Source organism: Salinispora oceanensis, from assembly GCF_000383575.1.
GTDB lineage: Bacteria > Actinomycetota > Actinomycetes > Mycobacteriales > Micromonosporaceae > Micromonospora > Micromonospora oceanensis.
Genome location: NZ_KB911579.1, coordinates 1,647,474 through 1,667,688 on the forward strand (window position 1 = coordinate 1,647,474; position 20,215 = coordinate 1,667,688).

The 20,215-nt window shown below is 72.7% G+C and carries 19 protein-coding genes; 9 read left to right on the forward strand and 10 right to left on the reverse strand.

Annotation, left to right across the window (positions count from 1 at the left end):
- Positions 1 to 31: 31 nt before the first annotated feature.
- Together rlmB and cysS are read right to left on the reverse strand one after the other, a co-directional pair.
- Positions 32 to 1,180 (reverse strand): 23S rRNA (guanosine(2251)-2'-O)-methyltransferase RlmB, encoded by a 1,149-nt coding sequence (gene rlmB / locus SALPAC4_RS0107645; RefSeq protein WP_019869814.1) that lies wholly within the window; start codon positions 1,178 to 1,180, stop codon positions 32 to 34.
- Positions 1,180 to 2,595, reverse strand: a complete 1,416-nt coding sequence (gene cysS / locus SALPAC4_RS0107650; protein ID WP_019869815.1) for a cysteine--tRNA ligase — start codon at positions 2,593 to 2,595, stop codon at positions 1,180 to 1,182. Before cysS ends, rlmB begins: the two co-directional genes overlap by 1 nt.
- Before the next feature lie 62 nt (positions 2,596 to 2,657).
- Between cysS and SALPAC4_RS0107655 the strand changes: the two genes are divergently transcribed.
- Positions 2,658 to 3,329 carry an IclR family transcriptional regulator gene (locus tag SALPAC4_RS0107655; protein ID WP_019869816.1) on the forward strand — a complete coding sequence of 224 codons (672 nt, stop codon included), beginning with the start codon at positions 2,658 to 2,660 and terminating at the stop codon, positions 3,327 to 3,329.
- Positions 3,330 to 3,483: 154 nt separating this feature from the next.
- Here the strand turns inward: SALPAC4_RS0107655 and SALPAC4_RS0107660 are convergent, their stop codons facing one another.
- From SALPAC4_RS0107660 to SALPAC4_RS0107670, 3 genes are read right to left on the reverse strand one after another with little or no spacing between them, the layout of a single operon-like run.
- On the reverse strand, positions 3,484 to 5,199 hold the full coding sequence (locus SALPAC4_RS0107660) for a S8 family serine peptidase (RefSeq protein ID WP_019869817.1): 1,716 nt from the start codon (positions 5,197 to 5,199) through the stop codon (positions 3,484 to 3,486).
- A gap of 53 nt (positions 5,200 to 5,252) precedes the next feature.
- Entirely contained in the window at positions 5,253 to 5,972 is a 720-nt protein-coding gene (locus SALPAC4_RS0107665; RefSeq protein ID WP_019869818.1) for an HAD family hydrolase, read from the reverse strand.
- A 19-nt stretch (positions 5,973 to 5,991) separates the two neighbouring features.
- Positions 5,992 to 6,954, reverse strand: coding sequence for an EamA family transporter (locus SALPAC4_RS0107670; RefSeq protein ID WP_019869819.1), 963 nt, complete (start codon positions 6,952 to 6,954; stop codon positions 5,992 to 5,994).
- 83 nt (positions 6,955 to 7,037) lie between these two features.
- Here SALPAC4_RS0107670 and SALPAC4_RS0107675 point away from each other — a divergent pair, with 83 nt between their 5' ends.
- From SALPAC4_RS0107675 to SALPAC4_RS0107710, 8 genes are all read left to right on the forward strand, one after another.
- The gene (locus SALPAC4_RS0107675) at positions 7,038 to 7,583 is read left to right on the forward strand and encodes a CGNR zinc finger domain-containing protein (protein ID WP_027644286.1); all 546 of its coding nucleotides are present in this window, start codon (positions 7,038 to 7,040) and stop codon (positions 7,581 to 7,583) included.
- Between the two features lie 122 nt (positions 7,584 to 7,705).
- A complete protein-coding gene (locus SALPAC4_RS0107680) occupies positions 7,706 to 9,154 on the forward strand; it encodes a dihydrolipoyl dehydrogenase family protein (RefSeq protein ID WP_019869821.1) in 1,449 nt (482 codons plus the stop codon).
- The gene (locus SALPAC4_RS0107685) at positions 9,151 to 9,918 is read left to right on the forward strand and encodes a TVP38/TMEM64 family protein (RefSeq protein WP_019869822.1); all 768 of its coding nucleotides are present in this window, start codon (positions 9,151 to 9,153) and stop codon (positions 9,916 to 9,918) included. Before SALPAC4_RS0107680 ends, SALPAC4_RS0107685 begins: the two co-directional genes overlap by 4 nt.
- Entirely contained in the window at positions 9,915 to 10,538 is a 624-nt protein-coding gene (locus SALPAC4_RS0107690; RefSeq protein WP_019869823.1) for a CDP-alcohol phosphatidyltransferase family protein, read from the forward strand. The genes SALPAC4_RS0107685 and SALPAC4_RS0107690 overlap by 4 nt, the downstream gene beginning before the upstream one ends.
- 17 nt (positions 10,539 to 10,555) lie before the next feature.
- The gene (locus tag SALPAC4_RS0107695) at positions 10,556 to 11,767 is read left to right on the forward strand and encodes an ABC transporter substrate-binding protein (protein ID WP_019869824.1); all 1,212 of its coding nucleotides are present in this window, start codon (positions 10,556 to 10,558) and stop codon (positions 11,765 to 11,767) included.
- Positions 11,764 to 12,621 (forward strand): ABC transporter permease, encoded by an 858-nt coding sequence (locus SALPAC4_RS0107700; RefSeq protein WP_019869825.1) that lies wholly within the window; start codon positions 11,764 to 11,766, stop codon positions 12,619 to 12,621. Before SALPAC4_RS0107695 ends, SALPAC4_RS0107700 begins: the two co-directional genes overlap by 4 nt.
- A 59-nt stretch (positions 12,622 to 12,680) precedes the next feature.
- Positions 12,681 to 13,508 carry an ABC transporter permease gene (locus SALPAC4_RS0107705; RefSeq protein ID WP_019869826.1) on the forward strand — a complete coding sequence of 276 codons (828 nt, stop codon included), beginning with the start codon at positions 12,681 to 12,683 and terminating at the stop codon, positions 13,506 to 13,508.
- Positions 13,505 to 14,542: an ABC transporter ATP-binding protein gene (locus tag SALPAC4_RS0107710; protein ID WP_019869827.1), complete on the forward strand. Its 1,038-nt coding sequence runs from the start codon at positions 13,505 to 13,507 to the stop codon at positions 14,540 to 14,542. Before SALPAC4_RS0107705 ends, SALPAC4_RS0107710 begins: the two co-directional genes overlap by 4 nt.
- A gap of 46 nt (positions 14,543 to 14,588) precedes the next feature.
- On the opposite strand, the gene SALPAC4_RS0107715 is transcribed toward SALPAC4_RS0107710, so the two are convergent.
- From SALPAC4_RS0107715 to SALPAC4_RS29110, 5 genes are read right to left on the reverse strand one after another with little or no spacing between them, the layout of a single operon-like run.
- On the reverse strand, positions 14,589 to 16,022 hold the full coding sequence (locus SALPAC4_RS0107715; protein WP_050564973.1) for a GH1 family beta-glucosidase: 1,434 nt from the start codon (positions 16,020 to 16,022) through the stop codon (positions 14,589 to 14,591).
- A gap of 10 nt (positions 16,023 to 16,032) precedes the next feature.
- A complete protein-coding gene (locus SALPAC4_RS0107720; protein WP_027644287.1) occupies positions 16,033 to 17,049 on the reverse strand; it encodes an ABC transporter ATP-binding protein in 1,017 nt (338 codons plus the stop codon).
- Entirely contained in the window at positions 17,042 to 18,103 is a 1,062-nt protein-coding gene (locus tag SALPAC4_RS0107725; RefSeq protein WP_019869830.1) for an ABC transporter permease, read from the reverse strand. Before SALPAC4_RS0107725 ends, SALPAC4_RS0107720 begins: the two co-directional genes overlap by 8 nt.
- A 4-nt stretch (positions 18,104 to 18,107) precedes the next feature.
- Complete coding sequence (locus SALPAC4_RS0107730; protein ID WP_019869831.1) at positions 18,108 to 19,088, reverse strand: ABC transporter permease; 981 nt, start codon at positions 19,086 to 19,088, stop codon at positions 18,108 to 18,110.
- The gene (locus tag SALPAC4_RS29110; RefSeq protein ID WP_019869832.1) at positions 19,085 to 20,155 is read right to left on the reverse strand and encodes an ABC transporter ATP-binding protein; all 1,071 of its coding nucleotides are present in this window, start codon (positions 20,153 to 20,155) and stop codon (positions 19,085 to 19,087) included. Before SALPAC4_RS29110 ends, SALPAC4_RS0107730 begins: the two co-directional genes overlap by 4 nt.
- Between the last annotated feature and the right edge of the window lie 60 nt (positions 20,156 to 20,215).

Here is a 20,215-nt window from a genome sequence, read left to right on the forward strand (position 1 = left end):
GCGGACCGCCCCCTCTTCTCGGGTGCGGAAACTAGGCCTCGACGGCCCGGCGGCGAGCCACCTCGGCTAGCGTCACGGCCGCCGCGACGCTAGCGTTCAGCGACTCGACGTCGGAGACCATCGGGATGCCGACGGTCAGGTCACAGGTCTGGCCGACCAGCCGGGACAGGCCGCGGCCTTCGGAGCCCACCACCACAACGAGCGGGCCAACAGCGGCTTCCAGGTGGTACAGGTCGGTCTCCCCGTCGGCGTCCAGGCCGACCACGAGGAAGCCGGCGTCCTTGCACGCCTTCAGCGCCCGGGTCAGGTTGGTGACCTGGGCGACCGGAACCCGCGCGGCGGCACCGGCGCTGGTGCGCCAGGCGGTCGCGGTGATCCCGGCGGCCCGCCGTTCGGGGACGAAGACCCCCTGCGCGCCGAACGCGGCGGCCGATCGGATCACCGCACCCAGGTTCCGCGGGTCGGTGACGCCGTCCAGCGCCACCAGCAGCGGGGCGGGCTGTTCCAGCGCCGCCGCCGTCAGCTCCTCGAACGGCTCGTACCGGAACGGCGGCACCTGCAGGCCGACGCCCTGGTGCAACACGCCGCCGGTCATCCGGTCCAGCTCGGCGCGGCTGACCTCCAGCATCGCGATGCCCCGGTCCGCCGCGGTCCGGACGATCTCGCTGATCCGGTCGTCGGTGTTGAGCCCCTGCGCCACGTAGAGGGCGGTGGTCGGCACGTTCGCACGCAGTGACTCGAGCACGGGGTTGCGGCCGACCAACAGCTCGGGAGTGTCCTTCGCCGGGTTCGTCCGACGACCGGGGGCAACCCGCGGGCCACCGCTGCGGCTCTCTGGCCGACCCCGGCCGCCGCTCTTGGCGGGGGCGCCCCGGCCGCTCTTGTTGGTGGGAACACCCCGACCGCCACCCCTGCCCCAGGTGGTGTCCTTCGTGCCGGGTTTACCGATCTTCGGGGCGCGCCCCTCCTCGGCCGCGCTCCGCCGCTCCTTCTCCTGCTTCCAGGCGGTGCGCTGGGGCAGCTTCTCGGTGCCCGAGTACGCCTTGTGCCACGGCCGCTCGTCGGCGGGCAGGGTACGGCCCCGGCCGGCGAGGGCGTCCCGCCCCTTGCCTCCGGTGCCCTTCGGGGCGCCTGCCTTCGATGTCAGCCGTCGGCCACGGCGCTGCGAGTTGCCGGCCATCAGTCCTGCTCTCCAATAGTCCAACGGGGGCCCTGGGGGGTGTCCTCGACCACCACGCCGGCCTGCTTGAGCTGGTCGCGGATCGCGTCGGCGGCGGCCCAGTCCTTGCGGCTGCGGGCCTGCGCCCGCTGCTCCAGGGCCAGCTGCACCAGCGAGTCGACCACGGTGCAGAGGTCGTCGGTGTCGCCGCCGGCGCTCCACGCCGGGTCGAGGGGATCGACCCCGAGGATATCCAGCATCGCCCGCACCTGGCCGAGCGCGGTGCGGACGGTCACATCGTCGCCGCCGGTCAGCGCGGTGTTGCCGTCCCGGACCGTCTCGTGCAGCACGGCGAGCGCCGCCGAGGTGTTCAGGTCGTCGTCCATGGCGGCGGCGAACGCCGCGGGCACCACCGCGGGTTGGCCGGCGCCGACCCGTTCGGCGGAGCGCTGCACGAAGCCCTCGATCCGCCGGTACGCGACGGCGGCCTCCCGCAGCGCGTCCTCCGAGTAGTCGATCATCGACCGGTAGTGGGCGGCGGCGTAGTAGTAGCGCAGCTCCACCGGACGCACCCCGAGCGAGTCCACGTACGTCAGGTCGAGCGAGTTGCCGCAGGACTTGCCCATCTTCGTACCGGCGATGTTGAGCAGGCCGTGATGCACCCAGTAGCGGGCGAACGGCAGGCCGGCGGCCTGGGATTGGGCGAGTTCGTTCTCGTGGTGCGGGAAGGTCAGGTCCAGCCCGCCGCCGTGGATGTCGAACTCGCTGCCGAGGTAGCGCCAGCACATCGCCGAGCACTCGATGTGCCAGCCGGGCCGGCCCCGACCCCACGGCGACGGCCAGTACGCGTCGGTGGGCTCGCCGGGCTTGGCGCCCTTCCAGAGGGCGAAGTCGCGCGGGTCACGTTTGCACCGCTCGGGGGCGTCGCCGGCGGATTGCATGTCGCTCGGGGACTGGTTGGACAGCGCCCCGTACGCGGGCCAGGAGTGCACGTCGAAGTAGACGTCGCCGGAGCCGTCGGGGGCCGGGTAGGCGTGGCCGGCGTCGATCAGTTTCGCGATCAGCTGCTGCATCTCCGGGATGTGTCCGGTGGCCCGCGGCTCGTAGGTCGGGGGCAGCACGTTCAACGCCCGGTACGCGGCGGTCAGCTTCAGCTCGTTGGCGTAGGCGATCGACCAGTACGGTCGGTCCTGCTCCACCGCCTTGACCAGGATCTTGTCGTCGATATCGGTAAGATTGCGAATGAAGCGGACCTCGAAACCGCGGGCCAGCAGCCACCGGCGGAGCACGTCGTAGTTGACGCCGGAGCGAAGGTGACCGATGTGCGGCGGCGCCTGGAGGGTGAGACCACACAGGTAGATCCCCACCTTGCCGGCTTCCCGCGGGACGAAGTCCCGCACCGAACGGGTGGCGGTGTCATACAGGCGTAGGGTCACCAGACAAGGGTATCCGTCCCCGCTTCCTCGGGCCGCCGGGAGCCGGGTCGTACGCTGCTGGCGTGGACACGACCCCCCGACGCAGCGACCCGCCGGCCCCGCGGGGCGGCGAGAGCGCACAGACGCTGGACCGGGGGTTGCGCCTGCTGCACCTGGTCGCCGACGCGCCCGGCGGGTTGACCGTCACCGAGCTGGCGGGCCAGTTACGGATCGGCCGTGCCGCCGTGTACCGGCTGGTCGCGCCGTTGAGCGCGCACGGCCTGCTGCGCCGGGACGCCGACGGCCGGCTCCGCCTCGGCGTGGGGGTGCTGAATCTGGCCCGGCGGGCCCAGCCGCTGCTGGCCGAGGGAGCGCTGCCGGCGCTGCGCCAACTCGCCGAGCAGACCGGCGCGACCGCCCACCTGACCGTGGTCGAGGGCGGTGAGGGCGTCGCGCTGGCGGTGGTCGAGCCGAGTTGGACCGCCCTGCACGTGGCGTACCGGACCGGGGCGCGGCATCCGCTGGAGCGTGGGGCGGCAGGGCGGGCGATTCTCGCCGGCCGGGCCGGCGTGGCCGATCCGGTGGACACGGCGGGGGAGTTGCAGTCCGGGGCGCACGGGGTGGCGGCCCCCGTGCTGGGCGTACCAGGGCTGGAGGCGAGCGTCGGTGTGGTCTCCCTGACGCCGCTGGACACCGAGACGATCGGCGGCCAGGTCCGCACGGCCGCCGGCGCCGTCGCCGACGCGCTGCGCTGAAGCCGACGTGCCGCGCTGAAGGGCGGTGGGCGACCTGGACCGGCGTTGCTGAGCCGACGTGCCGCGCTGACAGTTGGGGCCGATGTGCCGTGCTGAAGCGAAAGGCCCGGCCGACCTGTCGGGTCGGCCGGGCCTTGTGCTCGCTCGGTCCGCCCTACGGCCGGCCGTGTGACTTCAGCGGGGTGGTTACCGCCGTGTACGCGTCGATGACGCCGTGCCCGTAGAAGCCGTTGAAGCTACGTCCACCGGCGCAGTACGCGTCGTAGGTCTCGTCGCGTCCCTCGTCGCGGTACTGCTGCAGCCGCGGGTTGGGGCAGGCCTGCTCGGTGGCGGTGCGGTAGAGGTGCTGCTCGACCAGGTCCGGGGCCAGGCCGTAGCCGCCGCGGCCCTGCTTCTTCCCGTGCTTGCTGACGATCAGCGCGGCCACGCCCGAGGCGTGCGGCGACGCCATCGAGGTGCCCTGGAGGTAGCGGTAGTAGCCGCACTCACCGTTGCTCTTGCAGTCCTTGAAGACGATCCCTTCCGCGCTCGGGTCGATGTTGCCGTCCGCGTCCACCAGGCCGTCTTCCTTGAGCACCTTCTCCGGGTAGGTGGAGAGGATCAGGTTGGGGTAGGTGCTGAAGGTGTCCGTGCCGAAACCGTCGCGGTACCAGCCGCCGGGCGCGGCGATGCTAATCTGCTCGGTGCCGTAGTTGGAGTAGGCGGCCTTCTTGCCCGAGGGGCCGACGGCGGAGACGCCGATCACGTGCGGCCCTTCGACCGGCAGGTCCCAGCAGCTGTCGTTGTCGATCTCACGCGGGTACGGCGGGGTGTCACCGAAGTCCGGGCTGGACGTGTCCATCCGCGGGTCGCCCAGGTCCTCGTGGTTGTTGCCGAGGGAGCCGACCAGGGTGACGCCCTGTTCGTGGGCGAAGTTCAGCGCCCGCTTCATCGCCTCGATGATGGCCCGCTGCTCGGCCTGGTGTTCGGGCGAGTCGGCCGGGTTGGCGGTGCAGTTGTAGAGCCACGGGTCGACGTAGAAGGACATGTTCACCACGTCGAGCCCGGCCCGGCCGGCGTGCAGCAACGACTGCACCACCGGCTCCAGGAAGAAGTAGCCGGAGTCCTGGCCGCCCTTCAGCTCCACCAGCGAGACGTTCGGCGCGACACCGGAAAGGCCGAAGCCGTTGGCGGCGGCACCGATGGTGCCCCCCACGTGGGTGCCGTGGCCACCGTCATCGGTGCCGACCGGGTCGAGACAGCTCGCCACCTCGCACTCGCCGTCGACCTCGGGCAGGTCCGGGGCGAAGTTGCGGGACAACGCCCAGTTGAAGTTCGGCGCGATGTCGGGGTGGCTCGCGTCGAGGCCGGTGTCCAGCACGCCGACGGTGACGCGCTGGTCGCCGGGCTCCTTCTTGCGGGCCTTGTCGGCGCGGATCATGTCCAGGCCCCACAGCTTGTCGTCCAGCGGGTCCATCTTCTTGCCCTTGCCGCCGGACCCCTTGCCGGAGTCGGAGCCCTTACCGGAGCTCTTGCCGTTGATGGCGGTCAGCAGCGCCTCCTGCTCGACCGGGTCCAGCTTCGGCTTCCGGCCGATGGCCTTCTGCTCGACGGCACCGATCAGGGTGTCGGCCTCGGCAATCCGATCGGTGAAGTCCACCCGGTCGCTGGTCACCTGGAACACGCCGACATCGTCGATCCGGGTTACGACGGCACCCCCGGCTGCCTTGATCTCGGCCAGGGCCGCCTCGGCGCTGACGCCGTCCGCTGCGACCACAGTGAAGGTTTCGTTGCTGCTCGGTGCGGCGCCAGCGGGGACGCTGAGCCCCGTGACCGTCAACGCCAGGCCGGTCACGGTAGCGACGGCGCCAGCGGTGATGCGTCTGCTCACATCGGATCCTCTCGTTGCGGGACGTGGCAGTCATCGAACAGCACCATCGACGTTTACACCAGGGGTCGTTCCGATTGCGCCCGAAGATCTTCTTCGTCCGCAAGAGCAGCCAAGACGGCAGGAAGATCCGTCAAGGTGGACAGCTCCGCGTCTGGCCGCACCCCCGGCGGGCAGGTTCGACCATCGCGGTTGAGCCAGACTCCACGCAGCCCGGCGGCCTGCGGCCCGACCACGTCGTGGGCGATCGAATCGCCGACGTACACCACCTGCTCGGCCGGCACCCCGGCCGCCTGGACCACCGCCGCGTAGAACTCCGGCGCCGGCTTCTTCGGCAGCCCGTTGTCGTGCGCGTACACCTCGAAGGCGAACCTCCCGGTGAGCCCGCACCGCTCCGCGCGGCTGTTGCCGTTGGTGGCGTAGCCGACCGCCCACGTCTCCGCCAACTCTGCGAGCGCCGGCAGCGCATCCGGGAACGGGCGGGTCAGCGCGAACCGCCGGGCGAAGTAGCGCGCCAACAGGTCATCCAGGTGCGCGTCGAGCCCGACCCGGGACACCGACCGGGAAAGCGCCACCCGGCGCAGCTCCGGCGTCGGAATAGCAGGGTTCGCGGCGAAGGCCACGGCCCAGTCGGTCTCCAGGTCAGCGAGGGACACCTTGGCCGCCGCCGGGGTCAACCGGCGCATCTCGTTGAGGACGGCCAGCAGCCCGCCGGTCATCGCTGGGCGCAGGTCGAGCAGGGTTTCGTCGGCGTCGAACACCACCGTACTCAGCATGGCGTCGAGCTTGCCAGGGTCAACCGCGGGTGGCGAGTGCCGGTTTCTCGTCCTGCTCAACCGTTGGGGTCTCGCGTGGCTCGTCAAGGCGGACCAGGGCCACCCCGGCGACGATCAGGGCCCCACCGACGAGCTGGACCACGGTGGGCAGCTCGGCCAGCACCAGCCAGGCGATGAGCACGGCGAACATCACCTCGGTCAGCCCGACGAAGGAGGCCAGCCGGGCACCGAGGAGACGGGTCGAGACGACCCCGGTGAGGTAGGCGAGCACGGCCGCCACCAGCACCAGCCCCGCCACCGGCACCAGCCAGCTGGTGCGCTGCCCGGCGAAGTCGACCGGGCCGGTGTACGTCCGCAGCGGCAACAGCCCGACCAGCCCGAGGAGGAGCAGCACACCGGCGCCGACCGCCATCCCACCGGAGGCCAGCACCACCGACGGGAGGTTCGCGTCCATCCGGCCGGCGAGCACGAAGTAGCCGGCCAGCCCGACGGCCGCGCCGAGCCCCCAGAGCACACCCACCGGGTCGAGCCGCTCGGCCCCGGCGAGGTCGAGCACGAGGCCGAGCCCGGCCAGGGCGACGATCGACCCGACGACGGTGAGCCGCCGGGGTCGTTGCCCGTGGGCCAGCCACATCCAGCCGACCACCACCACGACGGCCAGGTACTCCAACATCAGCGCGACGCCGACCGGCAGGTAGCGCACCGCGTTGAAGAAACACACCTGGGCGAGGGCGACGCCGAGCAGCCCGAACGCGGTGATCGAGGCGGCGTTGCGCCGGAGCAGCGACCAGCGACCGCGCAGCGCCAGCACCGCGGGCGCCGTCAGCACCAGAGCGGCGAGGCCGACCCGGACGACCACCGCCGCCTCGGCGGACCAGCCGGCGTCGATCAACGAGCGGGCGAACGTCCCGGAGGTCGCGAAGGTCAGTGCCGAGAGCACCGCCAGCAGCAGGCCGGCGCTGCCGCGCGGGGGTTGGCGCATGGGTTCTCCTTGGCAACAACACCATGTAATGGGCAAAATGCGCTTACGTCGATGACGGTAGCGCTACCAGGATAGGAGTCAAATTGCTTTTTGCCCATGACACCGAGCATTCATTGATCGCCGCCGCAGCCCTGGTGAACACCGACAGCAGCGCCGGCGACGGCCTGCCCGACACGACCGCGCTGGACAACTTCTTCGTCGCCCACGCGTACAGCGGACGACACGAGCACAGCGAGGGCGAACTCCGGGGGGTACGCGAGCTGCGCCCCCGGCTGCGCCGCCTCTGGCACGGCGACACCGACGAGATCGTGTCCATCGTCAACGGACTGCTCCGGGAGAACGCCGCCCTGCCCCAGCTCATCACGCACGACGACGAGCCGTACCACCTGCACGCGGTACCCCGGGACGCGCCGCTGGCGACCCGGATGGCGGTGGAGGCCGCGATGGCGATGGCCGATCTCGTCCGCAGCGGCGAACTGGGCCGGCTACGAAGCTGCGACCACCCCGGGTGCGGCAACGTGTTGGTCGACCTGTCGCGGAACCGATCTCGCCGCTTCTGCGACGCCGGCTGCGGCAACCGGGCCGCCGTCACCGCCTACCGCGCGCGCAAGACCGCCAGCCGGCCCTGACCGGCCGTGGTGCCGCGACCCAAGTTCTGACCGTTGCATTACGGAGTTCGGCACCCCCGGCCCCGACCGGGCATCCTGGACAGGCACGGTCGCACGGGCGGCGCAGCGAGGAGGCTGGTGGGGTGGAAGAGTGGGATCTGGTGGTCCTCGGTGGCGGCACCGCGGGGCTCGTCGCGGCCAAGACCGCCGGCCGGTTCGGTGCCCGGGTGCTGCTGGTCGAATCCGCCCGCACCGGGGGTGACTGTCTCTGGACCGGCTGCGTGCCGAGCAAGTCGCTGATCGCGGCCGCGCACGCCGCACACGCCGTCCGCACCGCCGACCGGTACGGGGTGCGGACCGGCCCGCCGAAGGTCGACGACGCCGCCGTGCTCGCCCACGTACGGTCGGCGATCAACCGAATCGAGCCGGTGGACTCCCCCGCCGCGATCGGCGCGACGGGGGCGACGGTGGTGGCCGGCCGGGCGGAGTTCACCGGCCCGGCGACGCTGCGGATCACCGACGACGCGGGCACCCGACCGGCGCGGTTCCGCTGGGCGCTGATCGCCACCGGTGCCGCGCCGGCCCTGCCCACCGTGCCCGGCCTGGCCGAGGCCGACCCGCTGACCACCGACACGCTCTGGGACCTCACCGAGCTGCCGCAGCGGCTGGCGATCCTCGGCGGTGGCCCGATCGGCTGCGAGCTGGGCCAGGCCCTCGCCCGGCTCGGCGTCGAGGTCACCGTCGTGGAGGTGGCCGACCGGCTGCTGGGCAAGGAGGAGCCGGAGGTCGGCGCGCTGATCGCCGAGCGGCTCCGGGCCGAGGGCGTGACCGTGGTGACCGGGACCGCCGTCGACCGGGTCGCCGCCGGCACGCTCCACCTCAGCAGCGGCGAGACGGTCGAGGTCGACCGGATCCTGGTCGCCACCGGACGCCGACCGCGCAGCACCGACCTGGGCCTGGCCGCCGCCGGAGTGCGCTGCGCCGAGCCGGGGCACGTCGTGATCGACGGCCTGATGCGGACCAGCAACCGGCGGATCTACGCCGCCGGTGACGTCACCGGCACCCTCCCGTTCACCCACGTCGCCGGGGTGCAGGGCGGATACGCCGCCACCAACGCGCTGCTCGGGCTGCGCCGCCGCATCGACTACGCCGCCGTACCGTGGGTGACCTTCACCGACCCGGAGGTGGCGCGCGTCGGGGCGACCCTCGCCCAGGCCCGCCAGCGGCACGGCACCCGCGCCCGCGCGGAGCGGCTCTCCCACGACCACGTCGACCGGGCGATCACCGACCGTCGTACCGACGGATTCACCCAACTGGTGAGCGGGCCGGGCGGCCGGCTCCTCGGCGCCACCGTCGTCTCGCCCCGGGCCGGTGAGTCGATCGCCGAGCTCGCCGCCGCGATCCGGCGCGGCGCGAAGGTACGCGACGTCGCCAGCACCGTGCACCCCTACCCGACGTACGCGGACGGGCCGTGGAACGCCAGTCTCGCCCAGCTTCGCGCCGACCTGACCGCGCCGCTGCCGGCCCGGGCGATGACCGCGCTCCGCACCCTGCGCCGTGCCCTGCACCCGATCCGGGGTGGGAACCGATGACCGACGAACCGGTCCAGCCCGCGGCGGCGTCCCGGCTCGTCCGGATCGTCGGCTCACCGTGGCCGAGGCTGGCCTTCCTGGTGGTGCTGCTGGCCGGTGCGGCGACCCTGCTGGCCACCCAGGGCACCCCGGACGTGGCGGTGCTGCGGGACCGCGTCGCCGCCACCGGGCCGTGGGCACCGCTGCTGTACATCGCCGGGTACGCGCTGGGCACCGTGCTGCTGGTCCCCGGGGTGCTGCTCACCGCGGCCGCCGGGGCGCTCTTCGGAGTGGTCGGCGGGTCAGTGGTGGTGCTGGTGGGGGCGACCACCGGGGCGGTGGCGTCGTTCCTGCTCGGTCGGCTGCTGGGCCGCCCGGCCGTGGACCGGCTCGTCGGCGGCCGGCTGCACCGCCTGGACCGGTTCCTGGCGCGGCGCGGGCTGATCGCGGTGATCGGGCTGCGACTCGTGCCGCTGGTCCCGTTCGCGCTGCTCAATTACGGCTCCGGAGTGACCGCCGTGCGGCTACGCGACTACGCCCTCGGTTCGGCGATCGGCATGACGCCGGGAATTGTCGCCTACACCGCGGTCGGTGGCTCGCTGACCGACCCCACCTCGCCGCAGTTCCTCGCCGCCGTGGCCGGGCTGGCCGCGCTGACCCTGGCCGGTGCGGCAGCTGCCCGCCGGGCCCGCCGCCGGGACTCCCGCCCGGTGCCGACCGCCGAGGGCGCCACCGGGTCGGCGTTGCGGCTGCCGCCACCGTCGCCGCCGAGGTCCGCCCCGTGATCGACGCACGTCTGCGGCCGGTCCTCGCCAAGACCCTGGACCGGTGCGCCGCCGCCGTGGACCGGCCCTGGGTGACACCCGGCCGGTTGACCGCCGCCGGCCTGACCCTGGGCCTGGCCGCGAGCGCCGCCGCAGCCGCCGGCTGGTGGTGGCCGGCGCTGGTCGCGTGGCTGGTGTCCCGGCTCGCCGACGGCCTCGACGGCCCCCTCGCCCGCCGCCGCGGCACCGCCTCCCCGTTGGGCGGCTTCCTCGACATCGTCGCGGACTTCACCGTGTACGGGGCGTTCGTCGCCGGGGTCGCCGTCGGCGTCGACGGGCCCGCCACCCCGTTCCTGGTCCTGCTGGTGACCTACTACGTCAACGGGGCGACGCTGCTGGCGTACTCGTCGATCGCCGAACGGGTCGGCCGGGAACGCGGTGACGAGCGGTCGCTGCACTTCCTCGGTGGACTGGCCGAGGGCGCCGAGACCATCGCCGTACACGCCCTCTTCTGCCTGCTGCCCGGCTTCGCCGGACAGCTCGCCTGGGGGTGGGCCGCCGTGGTGGCCATCACCGCCGGGCAGCGCGTCGTGCACGCCGTCCGTACCCTGTCCGAACCCGCCGGGAGGCCCACCCGATGAACCGACGATGGCGCGCGGTGGCGACGCTGACCGCGGCCGGCCTACTCGCCGCCAGCTGTACCACCGGCACCGATGACGCCGACCCCGCCCCCCGCGACTTCGCCCAGGTGCTGCGGGAGGCCCGCGGGCAGACGGTCAACCTCTTCATGTACGGCGGCGACGACGGCGCCAACCGCTATGTCGACGAGGTCGTCGCCCCGGCCGCCCGCGAACGGCTCGACGTCGCGATCAACCGGGTGCCGATCACCGACACCGCCCTGGCGGTCAACAAGGTCCTCGGCGAGAAGCAGGCCGGCCGCGGCTCGGGCGGATCGGTGGATCTGGTGTGGATCAACGGGGAGAACTTCCGCACCGGTAAGCAGGCCGGGCTGTGGCAGTGCGGGCTGGTCGAGCTGCTGCCGAACATGCGCTACGTCGACTGGTCCGAGCCGACCGTCGCCAACGACTTCGGCACCCCGGTCGAGGGGTGCGAAGTGCCGTGGAGCCGCGCCCAGTTCGCGTTCAGCTACGACTCCGCCCGGGTCAGCGACCCGCCGGCCAGCCTCGCCGGGCTGCTGGACTGGATCCGCGCCCACCCGGGCCGGTTCACCTACCCCGCCCCGCCGGACTTCACCGGCTCGGTCTTCGTCCGGCACGCCCTCTACGCCCAGGCCGGCGGGGTCGACCAGATCCCGGACGACTTCGACCAGGCCACCTACGACCGGCTCACCCCGCCACTGTGGCAGACCCTGCGCGAGCTGCGGCCCGCCCTGTGGCGCGCGGGTGAGACGTACCCGGCCAACGAGAAGGAACTCAACGACCTGTACGCCAACGGGCAGGTCGATTTCACCATGACGTACGGGCCGGCGCAGGTGACCAGCCTGGTCGAACGGGGACAGTTCCCGGCCACCACCCGTACCCTGCTGCTGGACGAGGGCACCATCGGCAACACCAACTACCTGGCCGTACCGGCCAACGCCGCCCACCGCTCCGCCGCCCTCGCCCTGGCCGACCTGATGCTCTCCCCCGAGTTGCAGTACGAGAAGGCCCGCCCCGACGGGTGGGGCCAGTATCCGGCCGTGGACCTCGACAGGCTCGACGTCGAGTGGCGGGACCGCTTCGCCGCCCTGCCCGCCTCGGCCCAGGTGCCGAGCTACGACCAGCTGTCCCGCAACAGTCAACCGGAGCTGCGGGCGGAGTGGCTGCCGCCGTTGGAGGAGGGCTGGCGGCGCGAGGTGCTGCAACAGTGAACCACCGCCGTACCGGGCTCCTGCTGATCCTGCCGGCGCTGGCCACCGTGGTGCTGCTCTTCGGCGGCGGCCTCGGCTACGGGTTCGCGCAGAGCCTCGGCCTGGCCGGGTTCACCGACACACCGGTCGGCCTGGCCGCCTACCAGCGGGTGACCGACGGTCCGGCGTTCACCGACGGGCTGCTGCTGAGCCTCTGGATCTCCACCGTCGCCACCGGGCTCGCCGTCGCCATCGGGGTCGCCGCCGCCCTGGCCCTGCGCCACACCGCCCCGGGTCAACGGGCGGCCACCTTCCTGGCCCAGCTCGGGCTACCGGTGCCGCACCTGATCGGCGCGGTCGCGATCGGGCTGCTGCTGGCCGACTCCGGCCTGCTGGCCCGCGCCGCCCGTACGGTCGGCGTCGCACTGCCCGCCCTGGTCGCCGACCCGCACGCGGTCGCCGTGATCGCCGAGTACGTGTGGAAGGAGGCGCCGTTCGTGCTGATCGTCGTCCTCGCCGCGCTCGGCGGGCCGGTCGCCGAGCACGAACGGGTCGCCGCCACCCTCGGTGCCCGCCCCCGGCAGGTGCTGCGGCACGTGACCCTGCCCCTGCTCGCCCCATCGATCCTGGCCGTGGCGGTGCTGATCTTCGCCTTCACCCTCGGCGCCTACGAGGTGCCCGCCCTGCTCGGTAGCGCCTACCCGCAGCCGCTACCGGTCCTGGCCTACCAGCGGTTCACCGCCGCCGAGCTCTCCGGCCGGGCCGAGGGGGTCGCCATCGCCCTGCTGATCGCGGTCATCGCCGTCGCGGCGGCGCTCGCGTACACCGGGGCGAGCCGCCGGGCCGTCGGCCGGGTGACGGGAGCGCGGCGATGACGGAAACGGGGCTGGCGACGGGATCTCGGCCGGTGCAGGAAGCGCGGCCGGCGACCGGAATGCGGCGGCCCCGGCGGCCGCTCGGCGTGGGGCTGGCCCGTCCCACGGTGCTGATCCTCACCGGACTCTGGGTGGCGGGGCCGCTGCTGCCGCTGGCCGTGCAGGCCTTCACCGACCAGTGGTTCTACCCCGACCTGTGGCCGAACCGCTGGTCGCTGGCCGGCTGGGAGCAGGCCCTCGGCCCGCAGTCCCGCCTCGCCGAGGCCGTCGCCACCTCCATCGGCATCGGCGCCGCCGTCGCCGCCCTCGCCACCGCCCTCGGGGCCGCCGCCGGCCGCGCACTGGCCTGGCACCGGCTGCCGGGGAGACGGCTGATCGAGCTGGTCCTGCTCGCCCCGGTACTGGTGCCCCCGTTCGCCGTCGCCATGGGCGCGCAGATCGTCTACCTGCGCGCCGGGCTCGCCGACTCGCTCACCGGCGTGGTCCTGGCCCAGCTACCGGCGGCCACCGCGTACGCCACGTTGCTGATGTCCGGGATGTGGGCCGGTGTCGACCCCGCCCTGGAACGGCAGGCCCGCACCCTCGGCGCCGGGGCGTGGCGGGCGTTCCGCGAGGTCAGCCTTCCCCAGCTGCGCGGCGGGCTGGTCGTCGCCGCCATGTTCGCCTTCCTCATCTCCTGGAGCGACTACTTGTTGACCCTGCTCATCGGTGGTGGCGTCGTCACCACGGTGCCGCTGCTGCTCTTCGCCACCGCCGCCGGCAGCGGCAACCAGGCCGCCACCGCCGCCATCGCGCTGGTCGCCGTCGCCCCGCCCCTGCTGTTGACCGCCCTCGCCGCCCGGCAACTCGCCGGCCGCGACACCGCCCTGCTCGGAGTCGGCCGATGACCGCCGACATCACCATCGCCGACCTGGACCACACCTACCCGGGCGCGACCACGCCGACGCTGCGCCGGGTCACGCTGGAGGTGCCGGCGGGCACCCGTACCGCCGTCCTCGGGCCCTCCGGCAGCGGCAAGTCCACCCTCCTGTCGATCGTCGCCGGGCTGAGCACCCCCACCGGCGGCGACGTCCGGCTCGCCGGCCACAGTGTCCTGCGCCAGCCCCCGCACCGGCGCGACCTCGGCGTCGTCTTCCAACGCCCCCTGCTCTTCCCGCACCTCACCGTGGCCGAGAACGTCGCCTTCGGCCTGCGCATGCGCGGCACCGACCGCACTGCCATCCGGCGGCGGGTAGCCGAGCTACTCGACGCCGTCTCACTACCGGGCTACGGCGAGCGGCGCAGCGGCGAACTCTCCGGCGGCCAGCAGCAGCGCGTCGCCCTCGCCCGCGCCCTGGCCGCCCGCCCCGGTGTCCTGCTGCTCGACGAGCCGTTCAGCGCGCTCGACCCGCAGCTACGCGGCGACATGCGGGCGCTCCTCACCGAGCTGCACCGCCGGGAGGGCAGCACCACCCTCTTCGTCACCCACGACCGCGACGAGGCCACCGACGTGGCCGACACGGTCACCGTGCTCCTCGATGGTCGGGTCGCGCAGCACGCCCCGCCCGCCGACCTGTTTCGCCGGCCCGCGACCCTGACCGTCGCCCGGTTCCTGGGCGGCGCCGACAACGCCATCCCCGGCACCGCTTCCGCCGGCCACTTCGACTGCCCCCTCGGCCGGCTCCGCCTCGACACCGACCACCGAGGACCAGGCCTGCTCCTCATCCGCCCGGCCGCCATCGTGGTCGGCGACCATCCGGGCGACAACGTGGTGCCGGCGACCATCACCGCCGTCACCGACCGCGGCACCCACCTCGACATCCAGGCCACCAGCGGTGGAGTCACCCTGCAGCTCACCACCGGGCCGGCGGCACCGCTGCGCCCCGGCGACGACACCCCCCTCTGGCTGCCCCCGGCCCACCTCAGCGTGGTCACCCCGTAGCCAGATGAGGGGAACGGTTCGTGGTCCGGGCCCGGGTGCCCGTCGCCTACCCCGCCTGTCGTACCCGCTGGGCGACGTCGCGGTAGAAGAGGGCCGAGCGCTTGGGCACCCGCCGTTGGGTCTCGTAGTCCACCCGGACCAGGCCGAACCGCTTCGCGTACCCCTCGGCCCACTCGAAGTTGTCCAGCAGGGACCAGGCCAGGTAGCCGCGGACGTCGGCCCCACGTTGCCGGGCCCGGGCTACCGCCCGCAGGTGCTCGGCGACGAAGGCGACGCGGTCGTCGTCGGCGACGAACCCATCGGCGTCCGGCTCGTCGTCGAAGGCGGCACCGTTCTCGGTAATGACCATGGGAATGCCGGGATAGTCGTGGCCGAGGCGGACCAGCAGGTCCGTCAGGCCCTCGGGTTGGATCTCCCACCCCATCGCGGTCGTCGGCCGGCCGGTGGGCAGAGAGCGTCGAACGGGTAGGCCGTCCGCCTCCTCGGTACGGCCCTGCTCGTCGGTGCCGCTGATCCGGTGGGCGAAGTAGTAGTTGACGCCGAGCACGTCGATCGGCGCGGAGATGGTCTCCAGATCACCCGGTCGCACCGGGATCTGGACGCCGACCCGGGCGAGGTCGGCGACCACGTCGTCGGGGTAGCTGCCACGCAGCACGGGGTCGAGGTAGAGACGGTTCCCGAGGCCGTCTGCGAGGCGGGCCGCGTTGCGGTCCACCGCACTGTCGGTGGCCGGCTGCCCCGGACCCAGGTTCAGGGTGATGCCAAGCTGGGTGCCGGGGGCGGAGGCGGCCCGCAGCCGCTCTGTGGCGAGGCCGTGACCGAGCAACAGATGATGGACTGCGGCGACAGCGTCACCCAGGTCGCGCCGGCCCGGGGCGTGCACGCCGACGTGGTAGCCGAGCATCGCCGCGCAGAGCGGCTCATTGAGCGTCGTCCAGGTGGGTACGCGGTCACCGAGCGCGTCGTGGACGAGCATCGCGTAGTCGGCGAACCGGTACGCGGTGTCCCGGCCCGGCCAGCCGCCGGCATCCTCCAGCTCCTGCGGCAGGTCCCAGTGGTAGAGCGTGATCCACGGTTCGACACCGCGACTGAGCAGTTCGTCCACGAGCCGGTCGTAGAAGGCCAGGCCGGCGTGGTTGACCGGGCCGCGCCCGCCCGGTTGCACCCGCGGCCAGGCCACCGAGAAGCGGTAGGTGTCCAGGCCGAGGTCCGCGATGAGGGCGACGTCCTCCGGCATCCGGTGGTAGTGGTCGCAGGCGACGTCTCCGTGGTCGGCGTCCCGCACCGCGCCCGGGACGCGGCAGAACGTGTCCCAAATGGAGGGGGTACGGCCGTCCTCGCTCGCCGCACCCTCGATCTGGTAGGCCGACGTCGCCACGCCCCACCGGAACGTGGCCGGCAGCGCCCAGATCGGGTCGTCCTGGTCCACGGTCAGCGAGGCACGGCGCGCGGTGGGGGTAGGAGGTGGGGTGGTGTCCATGCTGCTCCTGTCACGGTCGGGTCCCGGTGGCGGGCTCGGCGGTGGGGTGCAGCCAGCAGGCGACGGTGCGGCCGGCGTGGCTGTCGGCGGGCCGCCCCAGGGGTGGCAGCCGGCTGCGGCACACGTCTAGGGCGTACGGGCAGCGAGGGTGGAAAGCGCAGCCGGTGGGCATCGCCCGGAGGTCGGGCGGGGATCCAGGAATGCCGGTGAGGGTACGTCGCGGCCCTCGCAGGGCGGGGAATGACTGCAGCAGGCCCTCCGTGTACGGGTGCAGGGCCTGCTGGTAGAGCCGATCACTCGCGGCCTGCTCGACGACGCGACCGCCGTACATGATGGCGATGTGGTCGGAGAATTCGACCAGTAACGACAGGTCGTGGGTGATGAACAGGACGGCGAATTCGAGCCGCTGACGCAACTGCGCGAGCTCGCCGAGAATCTGCCGCTGCATGACCACGTCCAGTGCGGTGGTCGGTTCGTCCATGATGACCAGCTGCGGTTCGAGCAACAGTGCCATCGCGATCATTACCCGTTGCCGCATACCGCCGGAGAGCTGGTGTGGGTAGGCGTCCAGCCGGTCCGTTGGGATGCCGACCAGCCGCAGGACCTCTCGGGCCCGCTCGCGCCGCCCGACGGCGGTGCTGGTCGGCCGGTGTGCCTTGAGCACGTCCAGCAGCTGGGTGGAGATCCGGTGCACGGGATTGAGCGAGTTCATGGCGCCCTGGAACACCACGGCCGTCTCGGCCCAGCGGAAGCGGCGCAGTTGCGCGGGCGTCATGGCCAGCACATCCACCGGGGCACCGGCCGGCGGGTGGTAGATCACCTGCCCGCCGGTCACCACGCCGGGCGGGGGCAGCAGCCGGGTCAGCCCGTAGGCCAGGGTGGACTTGCCGCTGCCACTCTCGCCCGCGAGACCGAGCACCTGGCCCCGGTGCAGGGTCAGGTCCACGTCGCGGACCGCGCGGACCGCCGTCGCACCCACGCCGTAGTCAACGCAGAGGTTGCGGATCTCCAGCACCGGGCTACTCACGGGACGGCCTCCTCGCCGTGGTCGGCCGGCGCCGCTGCCGACGTGGTTGACGACTTTGTGGCTGCGCTGGCGCGAGGACCGGGGTGAAGCCGGTCCGCATCCGGACGGTGCGGCCGTCGGGAGTCCGGATCGGTCCGCTGCCTGAGGTACGAAGCCGAGGGCTGACCAGTTCGTCGATGCCGAAGTTGACCAACGCGAGGGCGGTGCCGAGCAGCGCGATGGCCAGGCCCGCGGGTACGAACCACCACCAGGCGCCCTGCGCGAGGGCCTGTTGGCTCTGGGCCCAGTAGAGGATGGTGCCCCAGTTCCACGGGGAGATGGACGAGATGCCGATGAAGGCCAGGGTGATCTGGGACATCACCGCGAAGATCACGGTGCCGATGAAGCCCGAGGAGATCACCGCGGTCAGGTTCGGCAGGACCTCGAAGGCGATGATGCGCCAGGTCGACTCGCCGGTGGCGCGGGCGGCCTCGACGAAGTCCCGGCGCCGCAGCGACAGGGTCTGCGCGCGCAGCACCCGGGCCCCCCAGGCCCAGGATGTAAGCCCGATGAGCAACGCGATGGTCAGGTCACCGGACTCGGGAATGGCGGCGGAGACGATGATGATCAGAGGTAGCGCCGGGATCACCAGGAACACGTTCGACAGCACCGAGAGGCTCTCGTCAGCGACACCGCCGAGGTGGCCGGCGGTAACACCCACGACGACCGCGAGCAGCGTGGCCACGATGCCGGCGGTGAAGCCGACCAGCAGCACCCCCCGGGTGCCGACCAGGACCTGGCTGAAGATGTCCTGCCCGAGGTGTGTCGTGCCGAACCAGTGCTGGCCGGAGGGCGGTTGCAACAGGTCGGCGCTGCGGCGGCCGGGGTCGTACGGGGCCAGCCAGGGACCGATGACCGCGACGACGGCGAAGAACCCGAGGGTGATCAGCCCCGTCATGGCCTTGCGGTTGCGCAGCAGCGGGAGTCGCCGCCCGGGGCGGTGGCGCACTCCGGTGCCGACCGTCGCGGGGCCGGCCGGGGTGGCGGCGTCAACGGTGCCGGCAGGGACAGCCATCTCCTCAGCCCTCCTTGCGGGTACGCGGGTCGAGTGCGAGGTACGCCAGGTCGGCGAGCAGGTTCGCCACCAGCACCGAGACTGTGATGATCAAGAATATGCCCTGCAGGAGGGGGTAGTCCTTGGCGCCGACCGCCTGGAAGAGCTGGAAGCCCAGGCCGGGGTAGGAGAAGACGATCTCCACCAGCAGGGTGCCGCCGACGATGAAGCCGAGGGACAGCGCGAAGCCGGAGATGTTGGGTAGCAGCGCGTTGCGCGCGGCGTAGTGCAGGGCGACCCGGCGTTCGCCGAGGCCCTTGGCGTGGGCGACGGTGATGTAGTCCTCGGCGGCGACGGTGACCATCATGTTGCGCATGCTGAGCACCCAGCCGCTCATTGAGGAGACCAGGATGGTGGCCGCCGGCAGCAGGCTGTGCTGTAGCGCGCTGCCGAGGAAGATGGTGTCGAAGGCGGGTACCAGGCCGGGTTCGTAGCCACCCGAGGACGGGAAGAAGCTGCCGGGGCCGGTGAGCAGGGCGATCGCGACTAGCCCGAGCCAGAAGTACGGGATCGAGGAGAGGAACGTGGTGACCGGCAACAGCCCGTCCAGCCAGGAGCCACGCCGCCAGCCGGCCAGGACGCCCAGCCCGGTGCCGAGGGCGAAGCTGACCAACGTGGTGATGCCGACCAACGCGACGGTCCAGGGCAGCGCGTTCCCGATCACGTCGGAGACCGGGGTCGGGAAGAAGGTGAAAGAGAGTCCGAGGTCACCGCGGAGCAACTGCGCCCAGTAGTCAACGTACTGCCCCCAGAGGCTCCGCTCCTGGTCGAGCCCGAACAGCACGTACAGCGAGTCGATGGCGTCGGTGCTCAGTTGCCCCTGATAGCGGGCGATCAGGGAGCGGACCGGGTCACCGGGGATGAGCCGGGGCAGGAAGAAGTTGATGGTGATGGCGGCCCAGACGGTGAAGAGGTAGAAAGCGAGCCGCTGCAGCAGGAACCTCACCCGTCCCCCTTCCCCGCGCCGGTGACCGACCCGGCGGTGTGCCGGTCGTAGAGCCAGCAGGCCGCCCAGTGGCCCGGCTTGTCCCCCACGTCGAGGCGGGGCGGCAGGTCGGTGGCGCAGCGGGGCATCACCGCCGGGCAGCGTGGGTGGAACCGGCACCCGGCCGGGGGCCGGATCAGGCTGGGCGGTTCCCCGTCCCCGCGGTCGGGCACGGCCGGCGGCGCGGCACCGGTGATCCGGTCCGGGTCGGGTGCCGAGCCGACGAGCAGTCGGGTGTACGGGTGCGCGGGTCGCTGCGTGACGGTCTCGCTGTCGCCGCCCTCCACCGACCTGCCCGCGTACATCACCAGCGTCTCGTCAGCGAAGTAGCGTGCCGAGGCGATGTCGTGGGTGATGTAGAGAACCGCCAGGTGTAGCCGTTCGGTCAGCTCGCGCAGGAGGTTGAGCACGCCCAGTCGGATGGAGACGTCGAGCATGGACACCGGCTCGTCGGCGAGGAGCACCTCCGGGTCGGCGCCGAGCGCGCGGGCGATGGCCACCCGCTGCCGCTGACCGCCGGACAGTTCGTGCGGGAACGCGTCCAGGTAGCGCTGCGGTGGCGTGAGGGCGACCCGTTCCAGCAGCCGGTGCAGGGCGGCCGCACGCTCGGCTGGGCCGCGACCGGCGGTGCCGTGGATCCGCAGCGCGCGCGTCAGGTGGTAGCGCACGGTGTGTACCGGGTTCAGGGAGGCGAACGGGTCCTGGAAGATCATCTGCACCCGCCGGACGTACGCCCGGAACGGTCGGCCGCCGCGGACGGCGACCGGCTCGCCGTGCAGCAGAATTCGGCCGCTGGTGGGCGGTTGCAGTTGGGCCAACAGGCGCGCGACGGTGGACTTCCCGGAGCCGGACTCTCCGACGAGCGCCGTCACCCGGCCACGGCGCAGGGTCACGGTCACGTCGTCAACGGCGTGCACGACGGGCCGCTGCCGGCGCAGGAGTTGCGCCAGCCCCCGGCGGACGGGGAAGTGCCGGGTCACCGCCTCGGCGGTGAGCACCACGTCGGAGCGGGGTTCGGTCTCGGTCATCTGGGCTCCTTCGCCCGGGCGGGCCGGACGCGGGTGCGGGGCCCACCAGGACGAGGTCCC

Coding starts and splice junctions, on each gene's coding strand:
- SALPAC4_RS0107665 (WP_019869818.1), bottom strand. CDS start 5,972: ATGCTGAGTACGGTGGTGTTCGACGCCGACGAAACCCTGCTCGACCTG.
- SALPAC4_RS0107710 (WP_019869827.1), top strand. CDS start 13,505: ATGACCGCCGACATCACCATCGCCGACCTGGACCACACCTACCCGGGC.
- SALPAC4_RS0107685 (WP_019869822.1), top strand. CDS start 9,151: ATGACCGACGAACCGGTCCAGCCCGCGGCGGCGTCCCGGCTCGTCCGG.
- SALPAC4_RS0107705 (WP_019869826.1), top strand. CDS start 12,681: ATGCGGCGGCCCCGGCGGCCGCTCGGCGTGGGGCTGGCCCGTCCCACG.
- SALPAC4_RS0107715 (WP_050564973.1), bottom strand. CDS start 16,022: ATGGACACCACCCCACCTCCTACCCCCACCGCGCGCCGTGCCTCGCTG.
- SALPAC4_RS0107670 (WP_019869819.1), bottom strand. CDS start 6,954: ATGCGCCAACCCCCGCGCGGCAGCGCCGGCCTGCTGCTGGCGGTGCTC.
- SALPAC4_RS0107725 (WP_019869830.1), bottom strand. CDS start 18,103: ATGGCTGTCCCTGCCGGCACCGTTGACGCCGCCACCCCGGCCGGCCCC.
- rlmB (WP_019869814.1), bottom strand. CDS start 1,180: ATGGCCGGCAACTCGCAGCGCCGTGGCCGACGGCTGACATCGAAGGCA.
- SALPAC4_RS29110 (WP_019869832.1), bottom strand. CDS start 20,155: ATGACCGAGACCGAACCCCGCTCCGACGTGGTGCTCACCGCCGAGGCG.